Origin of the sequence: Qipengyuania algicola, assembly GCF_042492175.1 — a bacterium.
GTDB lineage: Bacteria > Pseudomonadota > Alphaproteobacteria > Sphingomonadales > Sphingomonadaceae > CAJXSN01.
In genome coordinates, this window is record NZ_CP170453.1 from 236,031 (window position 1) to 257,430 (window position 21,400).

At 62.8% G+C, this 21,400-nt stretch carries 17 protein-coding genes and 1 tRNA gene; 13 read left to right on the top strand and 5 right to left on the bottom strand.

Features of this window, described 5'->3' with window-relative positions:
* On the top strand, positions 1 to 987 hold the full coding sequence (locus ACFCW2_RS01210; protein ID WP_379547560.1) for a division plane positioning ATPase MipZ: 987 nt from the start codon (positions 1 to 3) through the stop codon (positions 985 to 987).
* A gap of 232 nt (positions 988 to 1,219) precedes the next feature.
* Positions 1,220 to 2,653 carry a peroxidase family protein gene (locus ACFCW2_RS01215; RefSeq protein ID WP_379547561.1) on the top strand — a complete coding sequence of 478 codons (1,434 nt, stop codon included), beginning with the start codon at positions 1,220 to 1,222 and terminating at the stop codon, positions 2,651 to 2,653.
* A gap of 62 nt (positions 2,654 to 2,715) precedes the next feature.
* Here the strand turns inward: ACFCW2_RS01215 and ACFCW2_RS01220 are convergent, their stop codons facing one another.
* A complete protein-coding gene (locus ACFCW2_RS01220; RefSeq protein WP_379547563.1) occupies positions 2,716 to 5,340 on the bottom strand; it encodes a TonB-dependent receptor domain-containing protein in 2,625 nt (874 codons plus the stop codon).
* A gap of 211 nt (positions 5,341 to 5,551) precedes the next feature.
* On the opposite strand from ACFCW2_RS01220, the gene ACFCW2_RS01225 reads away from it, so the two are divergent.
* The 8 genes from ACFCW2_RS01225 (at position 5,552) to purC (ending at position 11,206) form a co-directional block, all read left to right on the top strand.
* Positions 5,552 to 7,180 carry a WS/DGAT/MGAT family O-acyltransferase gene (locus ACFCW2_RS01225; RefSeq protein ID WP_379547564.1) on the top strand — a complete coding sequence of 543 codons (1,629 nt, stop codon included), beginning with the start codon at positions 5,552 to 5,554 and terminating at the stop codon, positions 7,178 to 7,180.
* Between the two features lie 15 nt (positions 7,181 to 7,195).
* Entirely contained in the window at positions 7,196 to 8,005 is an 810-nt protein-coding gene (locus tag ACFCW2_RS01230) for an esterase/lipase family protein (RefSeq protein WP_379547566.1), read from the top strand.
* Between the two features lie 159 nt (positions 8,006 to 8,164).
* Complete coding sequence (gene infA / locus ACFCW2_RS01235) at positions 8,165 to 8,437, top strand: translation initiation factor IF-1 (protein ID WP_379547568.1); 273 nt, start codon at positions 8,165 to 8,167, stop codon at positions 8,435 to 8,437.
* A gap of 40 nt (positions 8,438 to 8,477) precedes the next feature.
* Positions 8,478 to 9,059, top strand: a complete 582-nt coding sequence (locus tag ACFCW2_RS01240) for a Maf family protein (RefSeq protein WP_379547569.1) — start codon at positions 8,478 to 8,480, stop codon at positions 9,057 to 9,059.
* Complete coding sequence (locus ACFCW2_RS01245) at positions 9,052 to 10,014, top strand: ribonuclease E/G (RefSeq protein ID WP_379547571.1); 963 nt, start codon at positions 9,052 to 9,054, stop codon at positions 10,012 to 10,014. Before ACFCW2_RS01240 ends, ACFCW2_RS01245 begins: the two co-directional genes overlap by 8 nt.
* A complete protein-coding gene (locus ACFCW2_RS01250) occupies positions 10,011 to 10,205 on the top strand; it encodes a DNA gyrase inhibitor YacG (RefSeq protein WP_379547573.1) in 195 nt (64 codons plus the stop codon). Before ACFCW2_RS01245 ends, ACFCW2_RS01250 begins: the two co-directional genes overlap by 4 nt.
* A gap of 90 nt (positions 10,206 to 10,295) precedes the next feature.
* Positions 10,296 to 10,370: transfer RNA gene (locus ACFCW2_RS01255), tRNA-Phe, on the top strand.
* Between the two features lie 29 nt (positions 10,371 to 10,399).
* Positions 10,400 to 11,206 carry a phosphoribosylaminoimidazolesuccinocarboxamide synthase gene (gene purC, locus ACFCW2_RS01260; RefSeq protein WP_379547575.1) on the top strand — a complete coding sequence of 269 codons (807 nt, stop codon included), beginning with the start codon at positions 10,400 to 10,402 and terminating at the stop codon, positions 11,204 to 11,206.
* A gap of 3 nt (positions 11,207 to 11,209) precedes the next feature.
* On the opposite strand, the gene ACFCW2_RS01265 is transcribed toward purC, so the two are convergent.
* Positions 11,210 to 12,100 carry a diacylglycerol/lipid kinase family protein gene (locus ACFCW2_RS01265; protein WP_379547577.1) on the bottom strand — a complete coding sequence of 297 codons (891 nt, stop codon included), beginning with the start codon at positions 12,098 to 12,100 and terminating at the stop codon, positions 11,210 to 11,212.
* 82 nt (positions 12,101 to 12,182) lie between these two features.
* Here ACFCW2_RS01265 and ACFCW2_RS01270 point away from each other — a divergent pair, with 82 nt between their 5' ends.
* From ACFCW2_RS01270 to purQ, 3 genes are all read left to right on the top strand, one after another.
* Positions 12,183 to 15,053, top strand: a complete 2,871-nt coding sequence (locus ACFCW2_RS01270; protein WP_379547579.1) for a M16 family metallopeptidase — start codon at positions 12,183 to 12,185, stop codon at positions 15,051 to 15,053.
* Between the two features lie 89 nt (positions 15,054 to 15,142).
* On the top strand, positions 15,143 to 15,376 hold the full coding sequence (gene purS / locus ACFCW2_RS01275) for a phosphoribosylformylglycinamidine synthase subunit PurS (protein WP_379547581.1): 234 nt from the start codon (positions 15,143 to 15,145) through the stop codon (positions 15,374 to 15,376).
* A 4-nt stretch (positions 15,377 to 15,380) separates the two neighbouring features.
* Positions 15,381 to 16,052 (top strand): phosphoribosylformylglycinamidine synthase subunit PurQ, encoded by a 672-nt coding sequence (purQ, locus tag ACFCW2_RS01280; protein WP_379547583.1) that lies wholly within the window; start codon positions 15,381 to 15,383, stop codon positions 16,050 to 16,052.
* 24 nt (positions 16,053 to 16,076) lie between these two features.
* Here the strand turns inward: purQ and ACFCW2_RS01285 are convergent, their stop codons facing one another.
* From ACFCW2_RS01285 to ACFCW2_RS01295, 3 genes are all read right to left on the bottom strand, one after another.
* A complete protein-coding gene (locus ACFCW2_RS01285; protein ID WP_379547584.1) occupies positions 16,077 to 18,398 on the bottom strand; it encodes a putative bifunctional diguanylate cyclase/phosphodiesterase in 2,322 nt (773 codons plus the stop codon).
* A gap of 111 nt (positions 18,399 to 18,509) precedes the next feature.
* Positions 18,510 to 20,333: a glutamine--fructose-6-phosphate transaminase (isomerizing) gene (gene glmS / locus ACFCW2_RS01290; RefSeq protein WP_379547586.1), complete on the bottom strand. Its 1,824-nt coding sequence runs from the start codon at positions 20,331 to 20,333 to the stop codon at positions 18,510 to 18,512.
* A gap of 72 nt (positions 20,334 to 20,405) precedes the next feature.
* Positions 20,406 to 21,317: a DMT family transporter gene (locus ACFCW2_RS01295; RefSeq protein ID WP_379547588.1), complete on the bottom strand. Its 912-nt coding sequence runs from the start codon at positions 21,315 to 21,317 to the stop codon at positions 20,406 to 20,408.
* Between the last annotated feature and the right edge of the window lie 83 nt (positions 21,318 to 21,400).

A 21,400-nucleotide genomic window follows, 5' to 3' on the forward strand; every position in this document is an offset into this window, starting at 1 on the left:
TTGGACAAGGGTCTGACAGAGGAGCGCGCTTCCGACGCGCCATACAGCTGGGGCGAGTGCCCGCAGCGCATTTTCGACGAGATATGCAGCCGCCCGCGACCGGGTGGGCATGTAATTACTTTCGCCAACGAGAAAGGCGGCGTGGGCAAATCCACCCTCGCCTTCAACACCGCAGTGGCGTTGGCCAATGCCGGGGCAAGCGTGGCGGCGATCGATCTGGACGCGCGGCAGGGCAGCCTGTCCAAAGCGCTGGAGCAGCGCGCCGCGACCGCCCGCTGTCTGAGCGCGCCCATCGCCTGCCCCGCTGCCGCCAAGGTTGAGAAAAACGGCGCTGCGCAAATCCTGCAGGAAATCGCCCGCATCGGGGCGAGCGCCGATTTTGTGGTTCTGGATACCGCCGGCAGTGACACACCGCTCGGCCGCCGCGCGGTGGCTCTGGCCGATACGCTGGTGACACCGATCAATGCCTCGGATTTCGATCTTGATTTGCTGGGCCGGTTCGATCCGGTCGACCGGAGGTTGATCGAACCCGGCCCCTTTGCGCGTACGGTTGTCGATCTGGCGGCAGAGCGCGAAAGCCGGATGGGCGCACGGCCCGACTGGGTGGTGGTCAAGAACCGCAACCGCAGCAAGGAACGCCATCAGCAATCACGGATCGACGCAACGCTGGCAGAGCTGGTCCGCGCCTATGGCATCCGTGTTGCCGCCAGCATGGCGGAGCGGGTGACCTACCGCGAGCTGCTGCATTTCGGCCTGACGCAGGGGGATCTGGCGCGCATCCCGCAACTGGCGCGCCATCGCAAACGCGACCATGGGACCGAGCTGGAGCGCTTCCTTGCCGAACTTCGCCTGCCGACCCGCGTGGTGGCCAGCGAGCAGAAGCCGCAGCGCAAACCGCTTCATCCGCCGACTCTGCGCGAACGCTATTTGCAAGGGCTGCGCGCCGACGCCGGATGCCGCGATCTGACACCGGAACTGGCCGACTAACCAGCGGTATCTGCGCCTGCGCGCGGCAGTCTATCCACATTGGCAAGAAACAAAACCGGTTGCCCGCAAGGCAGTCGATAAAGACCTGATTCCCCGAATTGCGATTCTATTCGGCGCCCATTCGATAAATTTTCGTAAGATCATTGAACCGAAAGAACGGTTCGCACGACTCATCACGATCAAAAGACAAATGTCGGTCGCATTCTGACGCACTTTTGAACGGAGTCGACTTATGCAAAATCACGAACATCACGGCATGAAACCGCTGGAAGGCATGGCCGCCCATTGCCGCCGCGGGCACAGCTCCTCCGATCAACGGGACGACCGGTTTGGCCGGTTGTTTCCCAAGCTCAGCCCCGCATTCACGCCGCGCCAGGTGCTCGAGAATATCGGCCGCAAGGGCGGCCCGATGGATGGCAAGTCGAAGAACAACCGGACAGCTTCCGTGCCGGTTGGCATGGTATTTTTCGGCCAGTTCGTCGATCACGATGTCACCCTCGATGCCTCGACCAGCTTCGATACGGTGGTCGATAATCCGGGCGAAATTGCCAATGTCCGCACGCCGACGCTGGACCTCGATTGCATTTACGGGCTCGGTCCGGAGGCGCAGCCCTATCTGTTCGAGCAGGGTGGCCCCTTTGGCGGTGTCAAACTCCTGACCGGCGCGGACAATCCCGGGCAGGCGGGGGAGCGGCAGGAAGACCTGCTGCGTAGCCCCAATGGCCGCGCCGTCATCGGCGACCCGCGCAATGACGAGAACAGGGTTATCAGCCAGATCCAGTTGGCGATCATCCGGTTCCACAATCACGTCGCCCAGACGATCCACAATTTCCCGGCCAATTTCGGACTGACAACGGCTCCTGAAGGCCATGAACTTTACGAAATCGCGCGCCGCGAAACGACCTGGCATTACCAGTGGGCCGTGGTGAACGATTTCCTCACCGCGATGTGCGGCCAGCCGGTGGTTGACCGCATCCTTGGCTGCGGGCGGGAGCACTATTGCGGCGCTGTGCCCTTTATCCCGATCGAATTTTCGGTCGCGGCCTACCGGTTTGGCCATTCCATGATCCCGATGAAGGTTCAGGTACAGAAGGGCGAAGCGCCGCTGGAACTATTCGGCGCGATATTGGGCGGCGGCTTCGATGCGCTGACCGATCCCAAGGGCGTGGTCGACTGGCACGAATTGCTGTTCACGCCGCAAAACCGCAAGGTCGAGCGGGCTCAGAAGCTGGACCTGAAAATGGCCGGTGATCTGCTGGCCCTGCCCTTTATCACCGAGGGCGAGGCTTCGCTCGCGACGCGCAATCTGCTGCGCGGCAACACGTTCCTGCTGCCCGGCGGAGAGAAAATTGCCGAAGCCATCGGCTGTCCGCCCAAGCAGATCGAAAAGGTAGTCAAGCGCGTGGGACAACTGGACCCTGCGCTTTCGGCCCATGGCATCCCGCTTTGGCTCTATCTTCTGGCCGAAGCAGAGGTAATCGGCCGCGCCGAGCCGGATGGCAGCACCACCGAAGGCGAAGGCCTTGGCCCTGTCGGCGCAGTGATCGTGGCTGAAACGCTGATCGGCCTGCTGGAGCTGGACGAGCATTCCTATCTCGGTGCGAACCGCAATTGGTCGCCGCAGGATGACTGGAACACGCTCGGCAAGCTGGTGACGGCAGGCTGAGATTTGCCAGCTTTATCGAGCAATGAAGGCCCGCCCTTGCCCGGCGGGCCCTCTCGCTGCTGCTAGAACAGCTTGCGGATATCGATCCCGATATAGCGGCCCGTGGGGTCGACCAGCAGGGGCTGGAACCGCAGCGGGATAGCGCCGGTCTGGTCGCGCACAATGCGTCGTCCGTCGAACACATTGTCCGCCCGGAAGCTGAGGCGCAGGCCCTTCAGAGGCCCGTCCTCTTTATCCAGAAGGCGGCCCAGATCGGCAAAGACGCGCAGGTCGATCGTCGCCAAATCGTCGATAAACAGATCGCTGCTGCCCGGCAGGCCGCTGCCTGACAGATTGGCCTTGCCCAGATACCGGCCCGATACCCGCAGGCCCGCTCCGCCGAAGAACAGCCCGGCCTCCAGACGCGAACTGTGCCGGGCAAGGCCGAACGTAGCCGTGGCATCGCCATCCAGCTGGTCGAGCACCGGCACGCCCTGCGCGACCAGAATGGTGTCTTCCAGCTCGATCGTATGACTGAGATTGACGAAATATCGGGGCCGCTGCGGGCCACCGCGCCCTAGAAAAGCCGCCGGACTGGGGCCGCCACGCGCTGCGGCGGGCGGACCGCCGGATGATGCCGGGGCGCCGGATGGGTTCGCAGGGGTCGTCGCTTGCACGGGCGATTGCCCCTCGCCGGCACTCGGCGCTGCTGCGGGAGGACCACCCCGCCCGCCGCTAGCAGCTCCGCCCGCATCGGGGCCGCCGCTTGGGCCACCAGCACCGGGCCTGCCACCACTGGGCCTGCCGCCGCGCTCGGGCCGCGCGCCAATCTGGCCGCGCATCGTCAGGCCGATCACCACCCTGCGGGCATTGGTCTCGTCATAGGCCAGCGGACGGGTGTCGAGCGCCAGCAAACGGCCATCCGCAGCGCGGGTCACACGGCCCGGAAAGGCTGCCTCCAGTGCCGGTGTCAGCGCGGGAAAGCCCGAAGTGACATTGCGCGAGGTGTTGTCGATATAGTCGACGTTCAGGCGCATATCGGCCTTGGTCGGCAGCTTCCAGTTGGCGCTGAATTTCCAGTCCGACTGGCTTTCGGATGGCAGCGCGGCATTGCCTCCGTCGGTGACCGTCACAAGCGCCGTCTCGCCGCGGGTCAAATCGAAGATCGGGACATTAAACGAAGTGGTCAGCGGATCGCCCAGTTGCGACAGCGTTGGCGCGGCTTCGGCATCAACATAAGTGGCCGACAGGGTCAGCCGGTCGACCGGCTCCCAAGTCAGGCCCGCGCTCCATTCATACAGTGTGCCGAAATCCGAGAAGTGATCGATACGGCCCTGAAAATTCGCCGAAAAATCGCCGAGCGAAGCCAGGAAATTATCCCGCCTGCTGGTCAGCGGCACGGCCACATTGATGCCGCCCGAAGTCAGCCCGCGCGTCAGCTGGGTGTCCGTCAGGCTGCGAGTATCGCTGCTTTCGATGCGTGACCAGTCATAGCCCAGATCGAAGGTCACACCCACATCACCGGCCGGCAGAAAGATCGGATTGCCGCGCAGGGTCACCTTCCCGCTGACATCGTAAACCCGCGATTTGGCTTCATCGAAACCGCTCTCGCCCAGAACCGGCAGGGTCCCGTCAATGGCCAGCGTGCCTGCCAGCGCTGCTGCTTCCAAGGCGCTGGTATCGGCCTGCTGATCGATGCGCGTGCGCGTATCGTCCACGCTGGTGTCGAGCGTGGACGTGAACTGCCAGCCGCCAACGGGCCGCGCATAGCTCCCCGCAAGGCTCACCGTGTCGCTGTTGATGCGCCGGGTCAGCGGATCGTCAGCGTTGAACGTCCTCAGGGCTGTGCTGCCGTCCGGCGCAGTCAGGAACACAGAATCGAGACCCGAAAGGGCGCGCCTGTTTTCATGCTCGAAACTGGCACTCAGGCTGGTGGAGGAACCGCTGTCCAGATCGGTGGTCGCCCAATTGAGCGTGCCTTCGAACTGGCGGCTGTCGGCCACCAGGCTGCGCGCCGCCGCCGGATCGGGATCCGTCGCGACATCGGGAATGCTGTCACCGGTCTGGATGATATCACGCTCGGCTTCGGTCAGCAGGCTGGTATCCTGATGCTCCACATTGAGGTTGAGGCGACCGCTTTCCGCAATCCGCAGGAAGGTGAACTCCTGCTCGGTGACGAAATAGCCGCCCCGGTCCGGGCCTTCAAACTCGACCTCGATCTCGCGGCTGGCATAGTCGGGCTGGAGCAGGAAATTGATCACGCGGCGGTCAGGCGGAAAGCCGAAGCGCTGGGCGACCTCCTCCGGCAGCACTTCCACCTTGCGGATCGCCTCTGGCGGATAGGAGAAAAACTCGCGGAAAGATGCGACCCGGATGCCGTTGATAAGAAACACCGGACGTCCGCCGCCGCCGCGCCCACGGGCCGAACCGGAAGAAGGCTCCAGCTGGGCGACGAGTTCACCCACAGAACCGGCACCGAAAGCGAGTATGTCTTCTTCATCCAGCTCGATCAGAGGGGGCACATCGGTATCGACCTGGCCCGGAAGGCGCGGGGCAACCACCACGATCTCGCCGGTGACGGGGTCCAGCCCGGTGGTATCGAGCCCCTCCTGCGCGCTCAGCGGCGCGGCAGGCATGGTCAGGGCCAGCGCGACCAGTGGCAGGCCGGCAATAATCGTGGAACGAGTATTCGGGTAAAGACGGGCCATCGCATAAGTCTCTAACGCTTCAGGATCCCCATCCACGCGGACAAATGGGCCAGGATCGGGGCGCATTCAAGGCTGGTCTTTGTGTCGCATTGTCGCAGAATTGCGCAGTTTCCGTGCGCGTAAGGCATCACCCCCGTAACTTGACGGTAGCCTTTTGACTGTTAGGCAGTTCCGGGGGACCTGCAAAAGCAGGCCATGTGGGAGGAACTATTTGCGCCAGCTTCAGGGCATGGATGCCAGCTTCGTTGCGATGGAAACCCGCAACTCGCCGATGCATATCGGCTCAATCCTTGTATATAATCCGGAAACTGCACCCGGCGGGTTCGTCCGTTTCAAGGATATTCTGAGCTTTATCGAAAGCCGGATGCAACTGAGCAAGACGATCCGCCAGCGTCTCGTTCGCGTCCCCTTCGATCTGGATTATCCCTATTGGGTCGAGGATCCCGATTTCGATCTGGAATATCACGTCCGCCATCTGGCCTTGCCGAAACCGGGTGACTGGCGACAATTGTGCATTCAGGCCGCCCGCATCTTTGCCCGCCCCCTCGATCTGACGCGTCCTCCGTGGGAATTCACAGTCATTGAGGGACTGGAGAATGTCGAAGGCGTTCCTCCCGGCAGCTACGCCCTTGTGACCAAGGTCCATCACGCCGCCATCGACGGGATGAGCGGGGTCGATCTGCTGGAGGCCACGCACACGCTTGATCCCAACGCACCTCCTCCGAACGCGCCCGATGACTGGCAGCCGGAAAAGATCCCCAATGCGGCAGAACTGCTGGGAAAAAGCTATTTCAACGCGCTGACCAACCCGATGAAGCAGCTGGAAGTGGCGGCAAAGGCCGCGCCCGGGCTGGCCAATGCCGTCAAAGGCCTCGCTAAACGGGATTTCGAGGTATCGACCAATCTCGTCGCCCCGCGCAGCCGCTTCAACCGCAAGATCTCGCCGCACCGCGTCATTCAGGGAATGAGCGTACCGCTGGCCGATATCAAGGCGATCCGGGCCCTCTCTCCGGGCTGCAAAGTCAACGATGTGTTCCTTGCAATTGTCGGAGGTGCGCTGAACAAATATCTGACAGCCAAGGATGATCTGCCCAAGGCAACGCTGACAGCGATGGCCCCGATTTCCGTCCGCGAGAAGGACGAGAAAGGCGATATGGGCAATCAGGTCGCCGCCATGGTTGCGCCGCTCGGCACGCACATCGCCGACCACAGGGAGCGGCTCGAATTTGTCCATGCGCAGACGGTCAATTCCAAAGCGATGACCGACGCGATGGGCGCGCGCAACATGACCGAGATCAGCAAGGTCAGCCCCGCCCTGTTCATGTCGCTGGGTGCCCGGCTTTATACCGAGCTGGGTCTGGCAGAGCGTGTGAAACAGCCTTTTTCTACGGTCGTTACAAACGTCCCGGGCCCGCCCGTTCCGATCTATTCCACCGGTGCAAGACTGGAGAGCCAGATGGGGCTCGTGTGCCTCACCGATGGCATGGGGCTTGGCCATGTGGTCCAGTCCTATGTCGACGAAGCGACGATCAGCTTCACCGCTTGCCGCGATCTGCTTCCCGATCCCGATTTCTATATCGAATGCATTCGCGAAAGCTTCGAGGCATTGCGCGATCTGGCTGCTGCCGAGGCAGCCAAGGGCGCGGCGCGTTCAGGCTCTAAAAATAGCGCGGGTGCTAAACCGGTAAAGAGAACGGCCAAAAAGGCTGAAACCGGCACGGCGAAAGCTGCCTCGAAGCGCGCTCCTGCCAAGACAGGGACGACGCGCAAAGCGCCCGCAAAGAAAACGAGCGCTGCGAAACCGCGTGCGAAGAAAACAACAAAAACGAAAACAAAGTAACAGGGACGCAGGAATATGAGCACACAAGCAGCAATGGCAGACGCCGCCACCACACGGCCCGCAATGCCTCCCCGTCCCCCGTCGCGCTTTCTCGCGCTGGCCGAACCGGGCCGCGCGCTGAGCGAGCTGGCCACGTTTTACGCCCTGCGCCCGCTGCTCACCACACTGAAGAAGGGCGACGGCCACGGCGTGCTGGTCCTGCCGGGCTTTATGGCCGGTGACAGCTCCACCCGCCCCTTGCGCTCTTTGCTCAGTGATCTGGGCTATGATGCGGTGGGCTGGAATTTGGGCCGCAATGTCCGCGTGGACAATGCCCGCGTCGCAGCGATGATGGACTGCATCGACGAATTGTACGAACGCACGGGTCGCAAGATTTCCATTGTCGGCTGGAGCCTGGGCGGTGTGTTTGCCCGCGAATTGGCCAAGCAGGCGCCGGAAAAGGTGCGGCAGGTCATTTCGCTCGGCAGCCCGATATCGGATGATCGGAACCACACCAATGCCGCGCGGCTGTTCGAATGGCTCAATGGGCGCGAGCCGGAGCCGATGAAGGATGGCCGTTTCCAGTCGCTGGCAGAGGCTCCGCCCGTCCCCACCACTTCGATCCTGACCAAAACCGATGGCGTGGTGCACTGGCGCGGATCGATTCAGGAGGCTGGGCCGGAGACGGAGAATATCGAAGTCATCGCCAGCCACTGCGGCCTCGGCGTGAACCCGGCTGCGGTGTTCGCCATCGCCGACCGACTGGCACAGGAAGAGGGCAAATGGGCCAAATTTGCGCCCGAAGGCCTCGCTTCGCTGATGTTCCCGTCCTGCTCGCTGCACTGACAGCGGGTCCGGTTACCGCCTGGACCACCGGCCTGCCTGCAACGGCGACGCGGGAACCTCTCCTGCTGCCAAAGCTTTTCTTTTTACCGTCCTGACGCTATGGGGCGCGCTCGAACACGCCGTGCTGGCGTGCACACACACAAGAACTGATGGAATTACATGGCCAAAGAAGAACTCCTCGAAATGCGCGGCAAGATTATCGAGCTGCTGCCTAACGCAATGTTTCGGGTAGAGCTGGAAAACGAGCACAAGATTATTGGCCATACCGCCGGCAAGATGCGCAAAAACCGCATCCGCGTGCTGGTGGGGGACGAGGTTCTGGTCGAACTGACACCCTATGATCTGACCAAGGGCCGGATCACCTATCGTTTCATGCCGGGCCGCGGCGGTCCGGGCCAGAACGCAGCACAGGGCCCCGGCCCCGGTTCCTGAGGGCCCGGTTCCTAAGGGTTGGCCCTGACCGGGCTCAGCAATGACGGGCTCATCACAAAAACTCATTCTCGCATCGGCCAGCCCTAGGCGCCGCGAGTTAATCTCGCGACTGGGCATATCGCCCGATGCGATCGCCCCTGCCGACATTGACGAGACGCCCGCAAAGGACGAGCTCCCGCGCGATTACGCCGTGCGCATGGCGCGCGAGAAGGCGGAGGCGGCAGCTTATGCTGACGCCTATGTGCTGGCGGGCGACACAGTTGTTGCCGCCGGTCGACGCATACTGCCCAAGGCCGAGGACGAGGCGACGGCGCGCCGGTGCCTCGAATTGCTATCGGGGCGACGACACACGGTACTCTCTGCGATTGCCCTGCGGGCACCCGATGGCGCGATCCGCGAAAAGCTGAGTACCACACAGGTCAAATTCAAACGCCTGAGCGCCGAGGAACTGGACGCCTATCTGGCGGGCGGCGAGTGGGATGGCAAAGCGGGCGGATATGCCATTCAGGGCTCTGCCGAGGGTTTGATCTCATGGATCCAGGGCAGCCATTCCGGCGTGGTCGGATTGCCGCTGTTTGAAACGCGAGCGCTTCTGAAAGCGGCGGGGATCCGCCTTGGCTGAGTGGCTCGTCGAAGAAGGCATCGGCGAAACGCGTGCCTTGCTGGTCGAAAACGACCGTGCACTCGCCGCCCGGATGTTCTGGATCGGGAAAGAATGCGCCCGCACCATCCTGGTGGCTAAGATCGTCTCGCGCAAAGCAGGCTCCTCGCGCGCGCTTTGCGTCAGCGAGCGGGGGACTGAAATCAATGCCGACGGTCTGCCCCGCGATGCCTCGGAAGGCAGCCAGGTCCGCCTCATCATCACCCGCGAGCAGATCGCCGAACAGGGCCGCTTGAAACGCGCGCAGGCCCGCTATTTTGGCGATGACAATCCGCATATCCCTCCGGCATCGGTGATGGATACCGGGATGATCACACGCCGCTTCCCCGCTGGCCTGTGGGAAGAAGTGTGGGACGCAGCATCCACGCGCACGCTGGACTTTCCCGGCGGCAGCATCATCGTCAGCACAACACCTGCCATGACGTTGATTGATGTCGACGGCGAAGGAACCCCGCGCGAACTGTCGCTGGCCGCCATCCCCTCCATTGCGCGGGCTCTGCAATGGTTCGACCTTGGCGGATCCATCGGGATCGATTTCCCGACCATCCCCGACAAGGCAGGCCGCAAGGCCGTCGACGCCGCGCTTGGCGCAGCGCTGGACGATTGGGCGCACGAACGCACAGCGATGAACGGATTTGGCTTCGTCCAGCTTGTCGCCCGGCTGGAAGGGCCCTCGCTGCTGCACAGGTTGAGCCTGTCGCGCACCGGTGCCTGCGCCCGCATGGCCTTGCGCCGCGCCGAAATGGCGCAAGGAACGGGCCGGGTACTGCTGATCAGTGTCCACCCTGCCCTCAAAGCCAAGCTCAAAGAAGAATGGCTGGTCGAGCTTACGCAGCGCACCGGCAAAGAGGTGCGGATAGAGACCAATCCCAAGCTTGCCCTGGAGGCAAGCCATGCCCAATTGGTAGATCAATGACGCGCTCCCGCCCCTGCCCGATCTGCAAAAAACCCCGCAGCGAAGAGCATACGCCCTTCTGCTCGCAGCGCTGCCGCGACCGTGATCTGGCCCAGTGGTTCGGCGATGGCTATGCCGTCCCCGGCCGCCCGGCCATGCCGGAAGAGATTGCATCGGAAATCGGTGCGCGTTCTGACGAGGATGGTGTATAAATCCCCCTTGCAAAGCGCGCCGTGCTTCGCCATAGGCGCGCTTCACTCGCTCGCCGCTCCAGATTCCCAAGGATCGGCTCCGCAGCGAATGCCCGGGTAGCTCAGGGGTAGAGCAGGCGATTGAAAATCGCCGTGTCGGTGGTTCAAATCCGCCCCTGGGCACCATTTTTCCCCTTTTACGCAAGGGTGATTTCATGACTCGTCGCCGCCAGATTTACGAAGGCAAGGCCAAGATCCTTTACGAGGGTCCCGAACCCGGCACGATCATCCAGTATTTCAAAGACGATGCCACCGCGTTCAATGCGGAGAAAAAGGGCACAATCAACGGCAAAGGCGTGATCAACAATCGCATCAGCGAACATGTGTTCACCCGCCTGGCCCAGATCGGCATCCCCACGCATTTCATCCGCCGCCTGAACATGCGCGAGCAGCTGGTGCGGCAGGTTGAAATTATCCCGATCGAAGTGGTTGTGCGCAATGTCGCCGCCGGCTCCATCTGCAAGCGGCTGGGTCTGGAAGAAGGCGTCCAGCTGCCCCACACGCTGATCGAATATTATTTCAAGGACGATGCGCTGGGCGATCCGCTGGTGTCCGAAGAACACATCGCCTGCTTCAACTGGGCCAGCCCGGAAGAGATGCAGGACATGGCCAGCATGGCGATCCGCATCAACGATTTCATGGCCGGTATGTTCGCCGGGATCGACATCCGTCTGGTCGATTTCAAACTGGAGTTTGGCCGCATTTTCGACGGTGATTACAGCCGCGTCATTCTGGCCGACGAGATCAGCCCCGATGGCTGCCGCCTTTGGGATATAAAATCGGGCGAGAAGCTGGATAAAGACCGCTTCCGCCGCGATCTGGGCGGTGAAGAAGAAGCCTATCAGGAAGTCGCCCGCCGTCTGGGCCTGCTGAACGGCGAAGACAACGGCCCCGGCGAAGTGCTCGATATGGACGCCCATCGCGGCCGGATGCGCGGCAAATCGCCGAAGCCGACCAAGTAACCGCTACACGCAATATCGCAGGCTGATCCCGGTCGGCTCAATCGTGTGGGCGCATTCCGGCATATGATCCCCGTCGACCTGCACGGGTGCTACACAGTCCGCGAAACTAATCCGGCGACAGGTGCGGATTTCAATACCGCGCATGCCCTCGACCTGGCGGCCCAGCATCGCCGCTGTCATCAGGGCAGCGGTTCCGGTGCGGGTGGATTGCCGCATCGTGATGAGTTCTACCGAATCCGCCTGTAGCGCCGCCAGCCGGCTCAGCCGGAACGGCCCCCCATACAATGCACCGTGGGAGACAATCGCTGCCTCCGCCTGCGTCTCGAAAAGCGAGCCGTCGGCCAGTTCGCCGTTGATCGGCATGGGCGCGCGCGGCCAGCGGCGCAATTGCTTCATCATCGCGGCACCGTAGGCGTAGCGGCCGATGCGCTTTTTCAACGCCGGTGACACGCCAGCTACCGCATGGCTGTCCGGCCCGATGCTGAGGCATGACACAATCGGTGTCTCGCCCAGCGCATAGAGTGGCGAGTGCACCCAGCCCTCGCTGCCGCGCGCGCAGCTTGCCGCAATCTGCCGGGCCAGAGCCCCCGGATCGCGGGCATAGCCCAGTTCGCGGGCGACAAGATTGATCGTTCCGGCAGGCGCAAGACACAAGGGTGTAGCGCCAGCGTCCTCTCCGGTCTTCTGCATCAGGGCCTGCACGGTATCGCGCAATGTCCCATCGCCGCCATGCACGCAGACGAGATCGGCCTCGCCAGAGAGCACCGCGCCCGCAGCCGTTGTCGCCATCGGCTGCACGGCAAACCCGTGCGCGGCGAACGCCTCCACCAGCCGGTCCAGCCGCTCCGCACGGAAACTGCCCGCCACGGGGTTGTAGACAAGGTCCATTTTCATCGCGGCGCGGACCCTAACACCGCCGCGTTGCGAAAATGCCAATGTTATTGCCGGGTTCAGCCACACTCTGCATAAGAAACCCATGCTCAAACGCCTGTTTTTCGCAGCCGCTGCTGTTTCGCTTAGCGGATGCCTTCCCGCCCACGCCCAGAACGCTCTTTCGGTGGTCTCCACGCCAGAGACAGGCGGCCCCGTTTGGGCTTTCGAGGACAGCGATCTGGAGCCCGAGGACGGGACGATTTACGGCCAGCTGGATAACGGCATGCGCTACATCGTGCGCAGCAATGGCACGCCCGAAGGCACCGCTCTGGTTCGCATGGAAGTGGAATCGGGCCGGTTCGACGAACGCGATAACGAGCGCGGCCTGGCCCATTATGTCGAGCACATGGCCTTTAACGGCAGCACCAATGTGCCCGAGGGCGAGATGGTGAAATTGCTGGAACGACTGGGCTTGGCATTCGGCGCGGACACCAACGCCGCAACCGCGTTCCACTACACACAATATATGCTCGACCTGCCGCGCGCCGACGAGGAACTGCTGGATACCGCGCTGTTCCTGATGCGCGAGACGGCCAGTGAGCTGCTGTTCGAAGTGGATGCGGTGGAGCGCGAGCGGGGCGTGCTGATCGCAGAGCGCCGCGACCGGACCGACTATCGCAGCCTTGCCTCTGCCGACCAGATCGATTTCTTCTTTCCCGGCTCGCTCATTTCCAACCGGTATCCGCTGGTCGACCGCGAGGATGTCGATACCGCCACCGCCGATGTGCTGCGCGGGTTTTACGAGCGGACCTATATCCCCGCCAACACGACGCTGATCGTGGTCGGTGATTTCGATGCTGACGCGGTAGAGGCGAAAATCCGCACCCGCTTTGCCGATTGGCAGGCAAAGCCCGATGCGCCGCAGCCCTCTGCCGGTCCGGTCCAGCCAGACTACAAGGGCGCCGCCGATATCTACACCGATCCCGCCCTCGATGCGCAAATCAGCGTCGCGCGGTTCGGGGAGTGGATCGACCGGCCCGACACTTCCGCCAACCGCCGCGAGGCAATCATCCGCGGCATCGGTTACGGGATCGTCAATCGCCGCCTGCGCCGTTTGACGCTGTCGGAAGACCCGCCATTCCGCAACGCTGGCTTCGGAACATCGGATATTTTCGAGGCGGGCCGCCAGACATCGCTGGTGCTGGCCGCTCTGGAAGGCGACTGGCAGCGCGGCCTGACAGCCGCAGCGCAGGAATATGTCCGCATCATGCAGCACGGCGTGACTGCGGCAGAGATTGCCGAGCAAGTCTCCAGCCGCCGCACCGCCTTGCAGAATCAGGTCAACGCCGCCGCCACGCGCAGCCATCGCAGCTTTGTTGGCGGCGCAGTGGGGCTGGCGCGCAATGATCTGGTTCCGACCAGTCCCGAATTTGGCTTGGCCCTGTTTGAAAGCGCAGTGGAAGGCCTCACTCCCGGTCAGGTGGTCGCTGCCTTGCGCGTTGACGTTATCCCGCTGGAAGAGCCGCTGATCCGCTTTCAGGGACGCACAGCGCCCGAAGGCGGCGAGGCGGCCTTGCGTAAGGTATGGAACATTGCCGTTGCCCTGCCTGTCGATCCCCCTGTGGAAAGCGCGTTCGACGCCTTCCCCTATACCGATTTTGGAGAGCCGGGCACGCTGGTTTCCGACACGGTGGAGGAAGCGCTCGGCATCCGCCAAATCGTGTTCGACAACGGCGTGCGGCTCAATCTGAAGCAGACGGCGCTGGAGGATGACCGGGTGCGCGTCTCCTACGTGCTCGACGGCGGCAACTGGCTCGATACGCGCGAGAATTCGGAGGGCACTGCTCTGGCGGCGCTGCTGCCATCGGCGGGCCTTGGCAAATTGTCCGCAGACGATCTCTCCACTGTGCTTGCGGGCCGCAATGCGCAATTTCGCTTTAGCGCGCAGACCGACAGTTTTGCCGGCACCACCACCACCACACCGCGCGATCTGGAGCTGCAATTGCAGCTTATTGCCGCCTATCTGACCGATCCCGGTTACCGGCCCGAAGCGCTCACCCGTTACCGCAATTCGCTGGAGGATTACTTCGCTCGGCTGACCGCCACCCCGCGTGCGGCGCTGGGCGCTTACGAGGCCAACATCCTGTCCGATGACGATCCGCGCTTCACGCTGAAGGACGAGGCGACCTATCGCGCGCTGGAATTGTCGGACCTGCGCGACACGATCAGCGACCGGCTGGCAAACGGTGCGCTGGAAGTGGCGCTGGTGGGCGATATCGACGAGGAAGCCGCGATCGCTCTGGTGGCGCGCACTCTGGGCGCCCTGCCCCGGCGCGAGGCGGATTTCACCACCCCGCCCGGTGCCCGTGAGCGCGCCTTTACCGCTGATCGCAGCCCCCGCACGCTGTACCATACCGGCGAAGCAGATCAGGCCCTGCTGCGGTTCGTCTGGCCCACCACCGATGCGCTGGACCCGGAAACCACTGTCGGTCTCGGCCTGCTGCGCGCCGTCGTCGATCTGGCGATGACCGATGAACTGCGCGAGCGGCTGGGCGATGCGTATTCCCCCGGCGTCTCGAGCAGCCCCTCGCGCTATTACGATGGCTACGGCACCTTTGCGGTCAGCGCGGGCGTCGATGTCGGGCGGCTGGACGTGGCCAGCGCCGCAATCCGTTCCACCATCACGGCGCTGCGTGACGGACCGGTGTCCGAAGACATGCTGCAACGCGCCCGCCAGCCGATTCTGGAAGGGCTCGACAATGCATTGAAAACAAATAGCGGCTGGCTTCGCTACACCCGCCGCGCGCAAAGCGAACCGGACCGGATTGCCCGCTATCTGGCCGGGGCGGATCGCTACCGCGCCGTGACGGCGGAGGATTTGCAGGCGCTTGCGGTGCGCTATCTCGATCCGGCAGACGCGGTGGTCATCACGGTTTTGCCGCAGACCGCTGCCGAAACGGCAATTGCCGAGTGATAAGCCTGCCCTGCGCGATTGCGCCAACTGCCCCTCTCGCTATAGGGCGCACAGATACCTGATCCGCCCCACAAAGAGGGAACCTTCCGATGAAAGTCCGCATCCATGTCAGTCTTAAGCCGGGCGTACTCGATCCGCAGGGCCGCGCTGTCCATCACTCGCTGGAAGGTCTTGGCTTCACCGGCGTGGAAGATGTCCGCATCGGGCGGACCGTGGAAATGGACGTGGCCGATACGACCACCGACGCGCAGATTACCGAGATGTGTGACAAGCTGCTCGCCAATACGGTGATCGAGGATTACCGGATCGAGAAGGTGGGCTGAGCCAATGAAAAGCGCCGTCATCACTTTTCCCGGCTCCAATTGCGACCGCGACATGGCGGTGGCGATCGAGCTTGTGTCCGGCACTGCGCCCGTGCGGGTGTGGCATGGCGACAGTGCGCTGCCCGATGGCCTCGATTTCATCGCCCTGCCCGGTGGATTCTCCTACGGTGACTATCTGCGCTCCGGTGCGATGGCGGCCAACAGTCCGATCATGCGTGATGTGATTTCGGCGGCGGAACGCGGCGTGCCTGTGCTGGGCGTCTGCAATGGCTTTCAGGTTTTGACCGAGGCGCGGCTGCTGCCCGGCGCGCTGATGCGCAATGCCCAGCAGACCTTCATCTGCCGCACCGCCGATCTGACGGTCGAGAACGCGCAGAGCTTGTTCACCGCGCAATATTCGGCGGGCCAGAACATCGCCATTCCGGTGGCGCATCATGATGGCAATTACTTCGCCGACGAGACCACGCTGGACCGGCTGGAAGGGGATGGCCGGGTGGCCTTCCGCTATGCCGACAATGTCAACGGATCGCAGCGCGCCATTGCGGGCGTGCTGAACGCGGCGGGCAATGTGCTGGGAATGATGCCCCATCCCGAACGCGCGGTGGAGGATGCCCACGGCAATACCGATGGTAGAGCCCTGTTCGAAGGTGTGTTGAACGCTCTGGCCCCGGCTTAGGGGAGCTGCGTAGAGGCCTGACAATCAGGCGCGCATCCGGCTGGCGCGGTGGACAACGTCCAGTGCCTCGCCCGACGGCATGGGGCGGCCAAAGTAATAGCCCTGGATCTTGGTGCAGCCCAGATCGCGGATCAGCGCCGCTTCGTCGGATGTTTCGACGCCTTCGGCTGTCGTCGACATGCCGAGACTGTCCGCCATCGCCACCACGGCGCGGATGATCGCGACGCTTTCAGCCGCACCCTGAGCCGCCCCTTGCACGAAGGTGCGGTCCACCTTGATCGTGCTGAAACGCAATTTGCGGATGTAGCCGAGCGAGGAATAGCCGGTACCGAAATCATCCAGCGCCACCCGGCAACCCAGAGCCATCACCTGCTCCAATGCAGAGCGGGCAACATCGGCATCGCGCAGGAAGATGCTTTCGGTCACTTCCAGTTCCAGCCGCTGCGGCGCGAGTTTGCTGCGTGACAGAGCGCGGACAACGGTGGTCGCGAAATCGGGCTCCAGCAATTGCTCGGGTGAAACATTGACGTTGATCCGCACATTGGACGTCCATTTGGCCGCTTCGATACAGGCCTGCTCCAGCACCCATGTGCCGATGGGCACGATCAGGCGGGTTTCTTCTGCCAGCGGGATGAATTTGCCGGGGCTGACAAAGCCGTGATCCTTGCTGTCCCAGCGCACCAGAGCCTCGAACCCGACCAACTCTTCCGTATTCGAGTCCACAACCGGCTGATAATGGAGCAGCATCTCGTCGCGCTCGAGCGCCTTGCGCAGGGAGAATTCGAGTTGACGACGCTCTTCGGCAGAAGCGTGGAGCGAGGGCTCGTATTTGTAATGCTCCCCGCCGCCTTCGTCCTTCGAACGATAAAGCGCCAGGTCGGCGTTGCGCATCAATTCTTCGACAGTCTTGCCATCGCGCGGGGCCACTGCGGACCCGACGCTGGCGCCCACATAGAGCGTGTGATTGTCGACCGCGTAAGGCTCCGAAAGGCGCGCGATCAAGCGCCGCGCTACGGAATTGACGATCTCGCCATCCTTGGCCTCGCGGATCACCACGGCGAACTCGTCGCCGCCCAGCCGGCCGCATACTTCGTTTTCGCCGCACACTTCTTTGAGCCGCAGGGCCACCTGCTCCAGCAAGCGGTCGCCCACCTGGTGTCCGAGCGAATCGTTTACCTGCTTGAAGCGGTCCAGATCGATCATCAGGAACGCACAGCGCGAGCGCCACTGACGGGCATAGCGCATGGCGTCGCCCAGAGCCTCGTTCAGCATCAGCCGGTTGGGCAGATTGGTGAGGGTGTCGTAGCGCGCCAGATAAGCGATTTTCTCGCTCGATTCGCGCTGCTCGGTCACATCGGAGCCTACGCCCCGGAAGCCGACATCCTTGCCGTGATTATCGAGCATGGGTGTGCCCGAAAGCTCCCACCAGCGCTCTTTCCCGCCAATGGTGACTTTCACCAGCAGGTTGGAGAAACTCTCGCGCCGCTTCAGGCGCTCGGCCAGATCGTGCAGGCTGTTGGGGAACTGGCCGGTTTCCCAATACTCGCCAGAGATTAATTGCAGGAACGGCTGACCCTCTGCGTCATCGCTGGAACAGCCAAGCGCAAACGCGAAACGCGGGGAAGCCGAGCGAATGCGGCGCGATGTATCGATCTGCCAGAGCCAGTCGGCTTCGTTTTCCTCGAATTCTCGCAGCAAGAGCGACACGACTTGCGAACGCTCGTTCATCCCGGCCTCGGCCAGATTGCCGCGCAGGAAATTCTCCGCCCGGACAATGAAGCCCCAGCAGGCCAGAGCCAGCATCAGGATTGCGGCGACCGATGCGGCCCACCAGCCCGACAGTGCCAGAATAACCGCGCCCGGTACCATGACTATCACCGAAAAGAGGATTGCCCCGAGCGGCGCTGTGCCCAGAGTGATGGTGATGCCGGTGATGACCGCGGCGATAACCGCCCAGATGGCCAGCACTTCGCTGGTCGTCCCGAACAGCCACGCGAGCGGAGTGGACATACTCCACGTAATCGCAGCAGCAATTGTTCCGCGCAGATGACGCGCTGCGGAACCTTTGCTCAAGGGGCGACCGGGTTTGGCCTGCAAATCCGTATCGGCCTGAAACATCAGACCCAGCGATGCCGCCACCAGAGCGAACCAGCCGACGAGATACGCCGTTGGCAGGATCGGATAAAGAATGGTCGCTGCAATCGCCGCCAGCAATCCATGTCCGAACAGACGCAGGGAAATTTTCGATGCCGGAACGGAATGCTGGATCGCCCGCAGATGCGCCCAGTCGATATCCCCCGAATCGCGCAGGCCGAGTAGCCCTGCAATCGGCAGTTTGGCTGGCAATTGCCTACGGTTTGGCGCGCTCTCCGTCACGCCTCCCGCGCTAGAGGAGAAAGGTTAGCGCGGGGTAAAGGATAGGGCCCAATTCCGCGTCAGGCGCCCGCAAAGCAGAATTTATTCGACCGTGACCGACTTCGCGAGGTTGCGCGGCTGATCGACATCCGTGCCTTTTGCCACTGCCACATGGTAGGCAAGCAATTGCACCGGCACGGCATAGACCAGCGGCGCGATCAGGGGATGGACCTTGGGCATACAGATGGTGGCGAGGCAGCCTTCGCCGGCCTCTTCCAGACCTTCCTCGTCGGAGATCAACACAATCTGTCCGCCACGTGCGCGCACTTCCTGCATGTTCGACACCGTCTTCTCGAACAGAGGTCCGCTGGGGGCCAGCACGATTACAGGCACATGCTCGTCGATCAGCGCAATCGGCCCGTGTTTCATCTCGCCCGAAGCGTAGCCTTCGGCATGGATATAGCTGATTTCTTTGAGTTTCAGCGCGCCTTCCATCGCCATCGGGTAGTCCGGGCCACGGCCCAGATACAGAACGTCGCGGGCCGGCGCGATCAGATGCGCCATCCCGGCAATATCGTCGTCGTGATCGAGGGCAGCGTTCAGAGCGGCAGGTGCCTCCAGCAGATGATGCACCACGTCCTGCTCTTCTGCACGGGACATCTGCCCCTTCTTCACCGCCATATGCGCGGCCAGCGCAGCGAGCACGGCCAGCTGGCAGGCGAACGCCTTGGTCGAGGCGACGCCAATTTCCGGCCCGGCATGGGTGGGCAGCAACAAATCGGCCTCGCGCGCCATGGAACTGGTCGGCACGTTGACGACCACCGCGATGGTCTGGCCCGCTTCCTTGCAATGGCGCAGAGCCGCCAGCGTGTCCGCTGTCTCCCCGCTTTGCGAAATGAACAGCGACAAGCCGCCCTCTTCCAGCACCGGCTCGCGATAGCGGAACTCCGACGCCACATCGACATCGACCGGCACGCGGGCGAACTGCTCGAACCAGTATTTTGCCACCATTCCGGCATAGAAAGACGTACCGCACGCGACGATGGTGATCCGGTTCACCGCCGAGAGATCGAAATCGATCTGCGGCAAGGCGACGCTTTCGTCGCTCTGCCGGATATAGCTGGCGAGCGTTTGCGCCACGACGGTCGGCTGCTCGAAAATCTCCTTCTGCATGAAGTGGCGATAATTGCCCTTCTCCACTGCAGCGGCAGATGCGCCCGAAGTGACTATCGGGCGCTCGACCGGCGCATTCTCGCCGTCGAAAATCTCCGCCGTATCGCGGGTCAGCACGACCCAGTCGCCTTCTTCCAGATAGGTGATTTTCTGCGTCAGCGGAGCCAGCGCCAGGGCATCGGAGCCGAGGAACATCTCGCCCTCGCCATAGCCCACAACCAGCGGCGAACCGCGCCGTGCGCCGATCAGAATGTCCGGATGCTCGCGGAACACAATCGCCAGCGCGAACGCACCGCGCAGGCGGGGTAGCACGGTCTGCACAGCCTCCTGCGGCGACGCGCCGTTTTCCACTTCGCGCGAAATCAGGTGGACCACCACCTCGCTATCGGTTTCGCTCTCCAAAGTGCGCCCGTCATCGGTCAGCTCCGTGCGAAGCGGGCGGAAGTTTTCGATGATGCCGTTATGGACCAGCGCAACGTGATCGGTGGCGTGCGGGTGCGCGTTCGCAGCCGTCGGCGCGCCATGGGTGGCCCAGCGGGTGTGCGCGATGCCGAGCAGGCCGGGCGCCGGATTGCCGGACACTTCCTCGACCAGATTGGCCAGCTTGCCCTCTGCCCGGCGGCGCACCAGCGCGCCTTCATGCAGAGTGCAGACACCGGCGCTGTCATAGCCGCGATATTCCATCCGTTTCAGGCCGTCGACCAGCCGGTCTGCAACAGGCGCCGTGCCTGCAATGCCGATAATGCCGCACATCGCTTTGTATTCCTTAAGCCAAAACTTCGATTATGGTTGCCGCGCTATTAGCCGCAAAATCCTACTATACTACTAGCGCTGCACTTTCTCCGCAGTGGCGGGAGCAGCCGAGGGTGTGCTGCTCCACAGGATCAGCCCGGCACCGATGATGATAGCAGCGCCCGCCAGAGTGACCGCGTCGGGCACATCGCCAAACCACCACCAGCCCAGCGTAATAGCAACCAGCATCTGAATATAGGTTGTGGGGGCGATTGTTGCTGCTCCGGCGCGCATCGTGCCCAGATAGGCGAGCCAGTGCGCCGTGCTTGCCGTCACCGCCACCAGCGCGCAGCGGGCTAGCACGCTCCAGTCCGGGACGCTCACCTGCAGCATGGGAATGCCGCTCCAATGACCGGCAACCGCGGCAACGAGCAGCAGCGGCGCGGCAATCAGAGCGACAAAGACTTGCATCGACAGCGCACTGCCCTGCCCGCCCGATGCGCGATTGGCGATGATCATCATGCTGAAGAAAAACGCCGATGCGAGCGGCAGAAATGCCGCCAGACCCAGCGCCGCCAGATTGGGCCGCAAGACGAGCACTACTCCGCATAGCGCGATCACCGAAGCAACAACGGTCGGCAGGCGCACTTTCTCCCCCAGCAATGGCCCGCTGAACAGCGCGGTCAGAACCGGCGCGACAAAGGCCAACGCCATCGCCGAGGCAAGCGGCATCAGGTAAATCGCACAGAAGAAACAGAGACTTGCCGCTGCCAGACAAAATCCGCGCGCCAGTTGCAGCCAGGGGTGACTGGGCCGAAAACCGCGTGCGCCTTCTTTCCAGAACAGCAATACCGACAGGCCAATCGCCCCGATGGTGAATCGCAGCGCGCCCACAGCGAGCGGCGACCACTCACCGGACATCGTCTTGATCACCGCATCGCCGACCGACAAGCTGGCAAACCCGGCCATCGCCAGCAAAAGCCCGGTCCGTTCATTGTCCTGCACGGCCCGGTTTCTCCTCAAAATCCATCAGTCGGCGTGCGCCCCTAACCCGCGCCGCACCCTTACGTCCAATGCCGAAACCAATC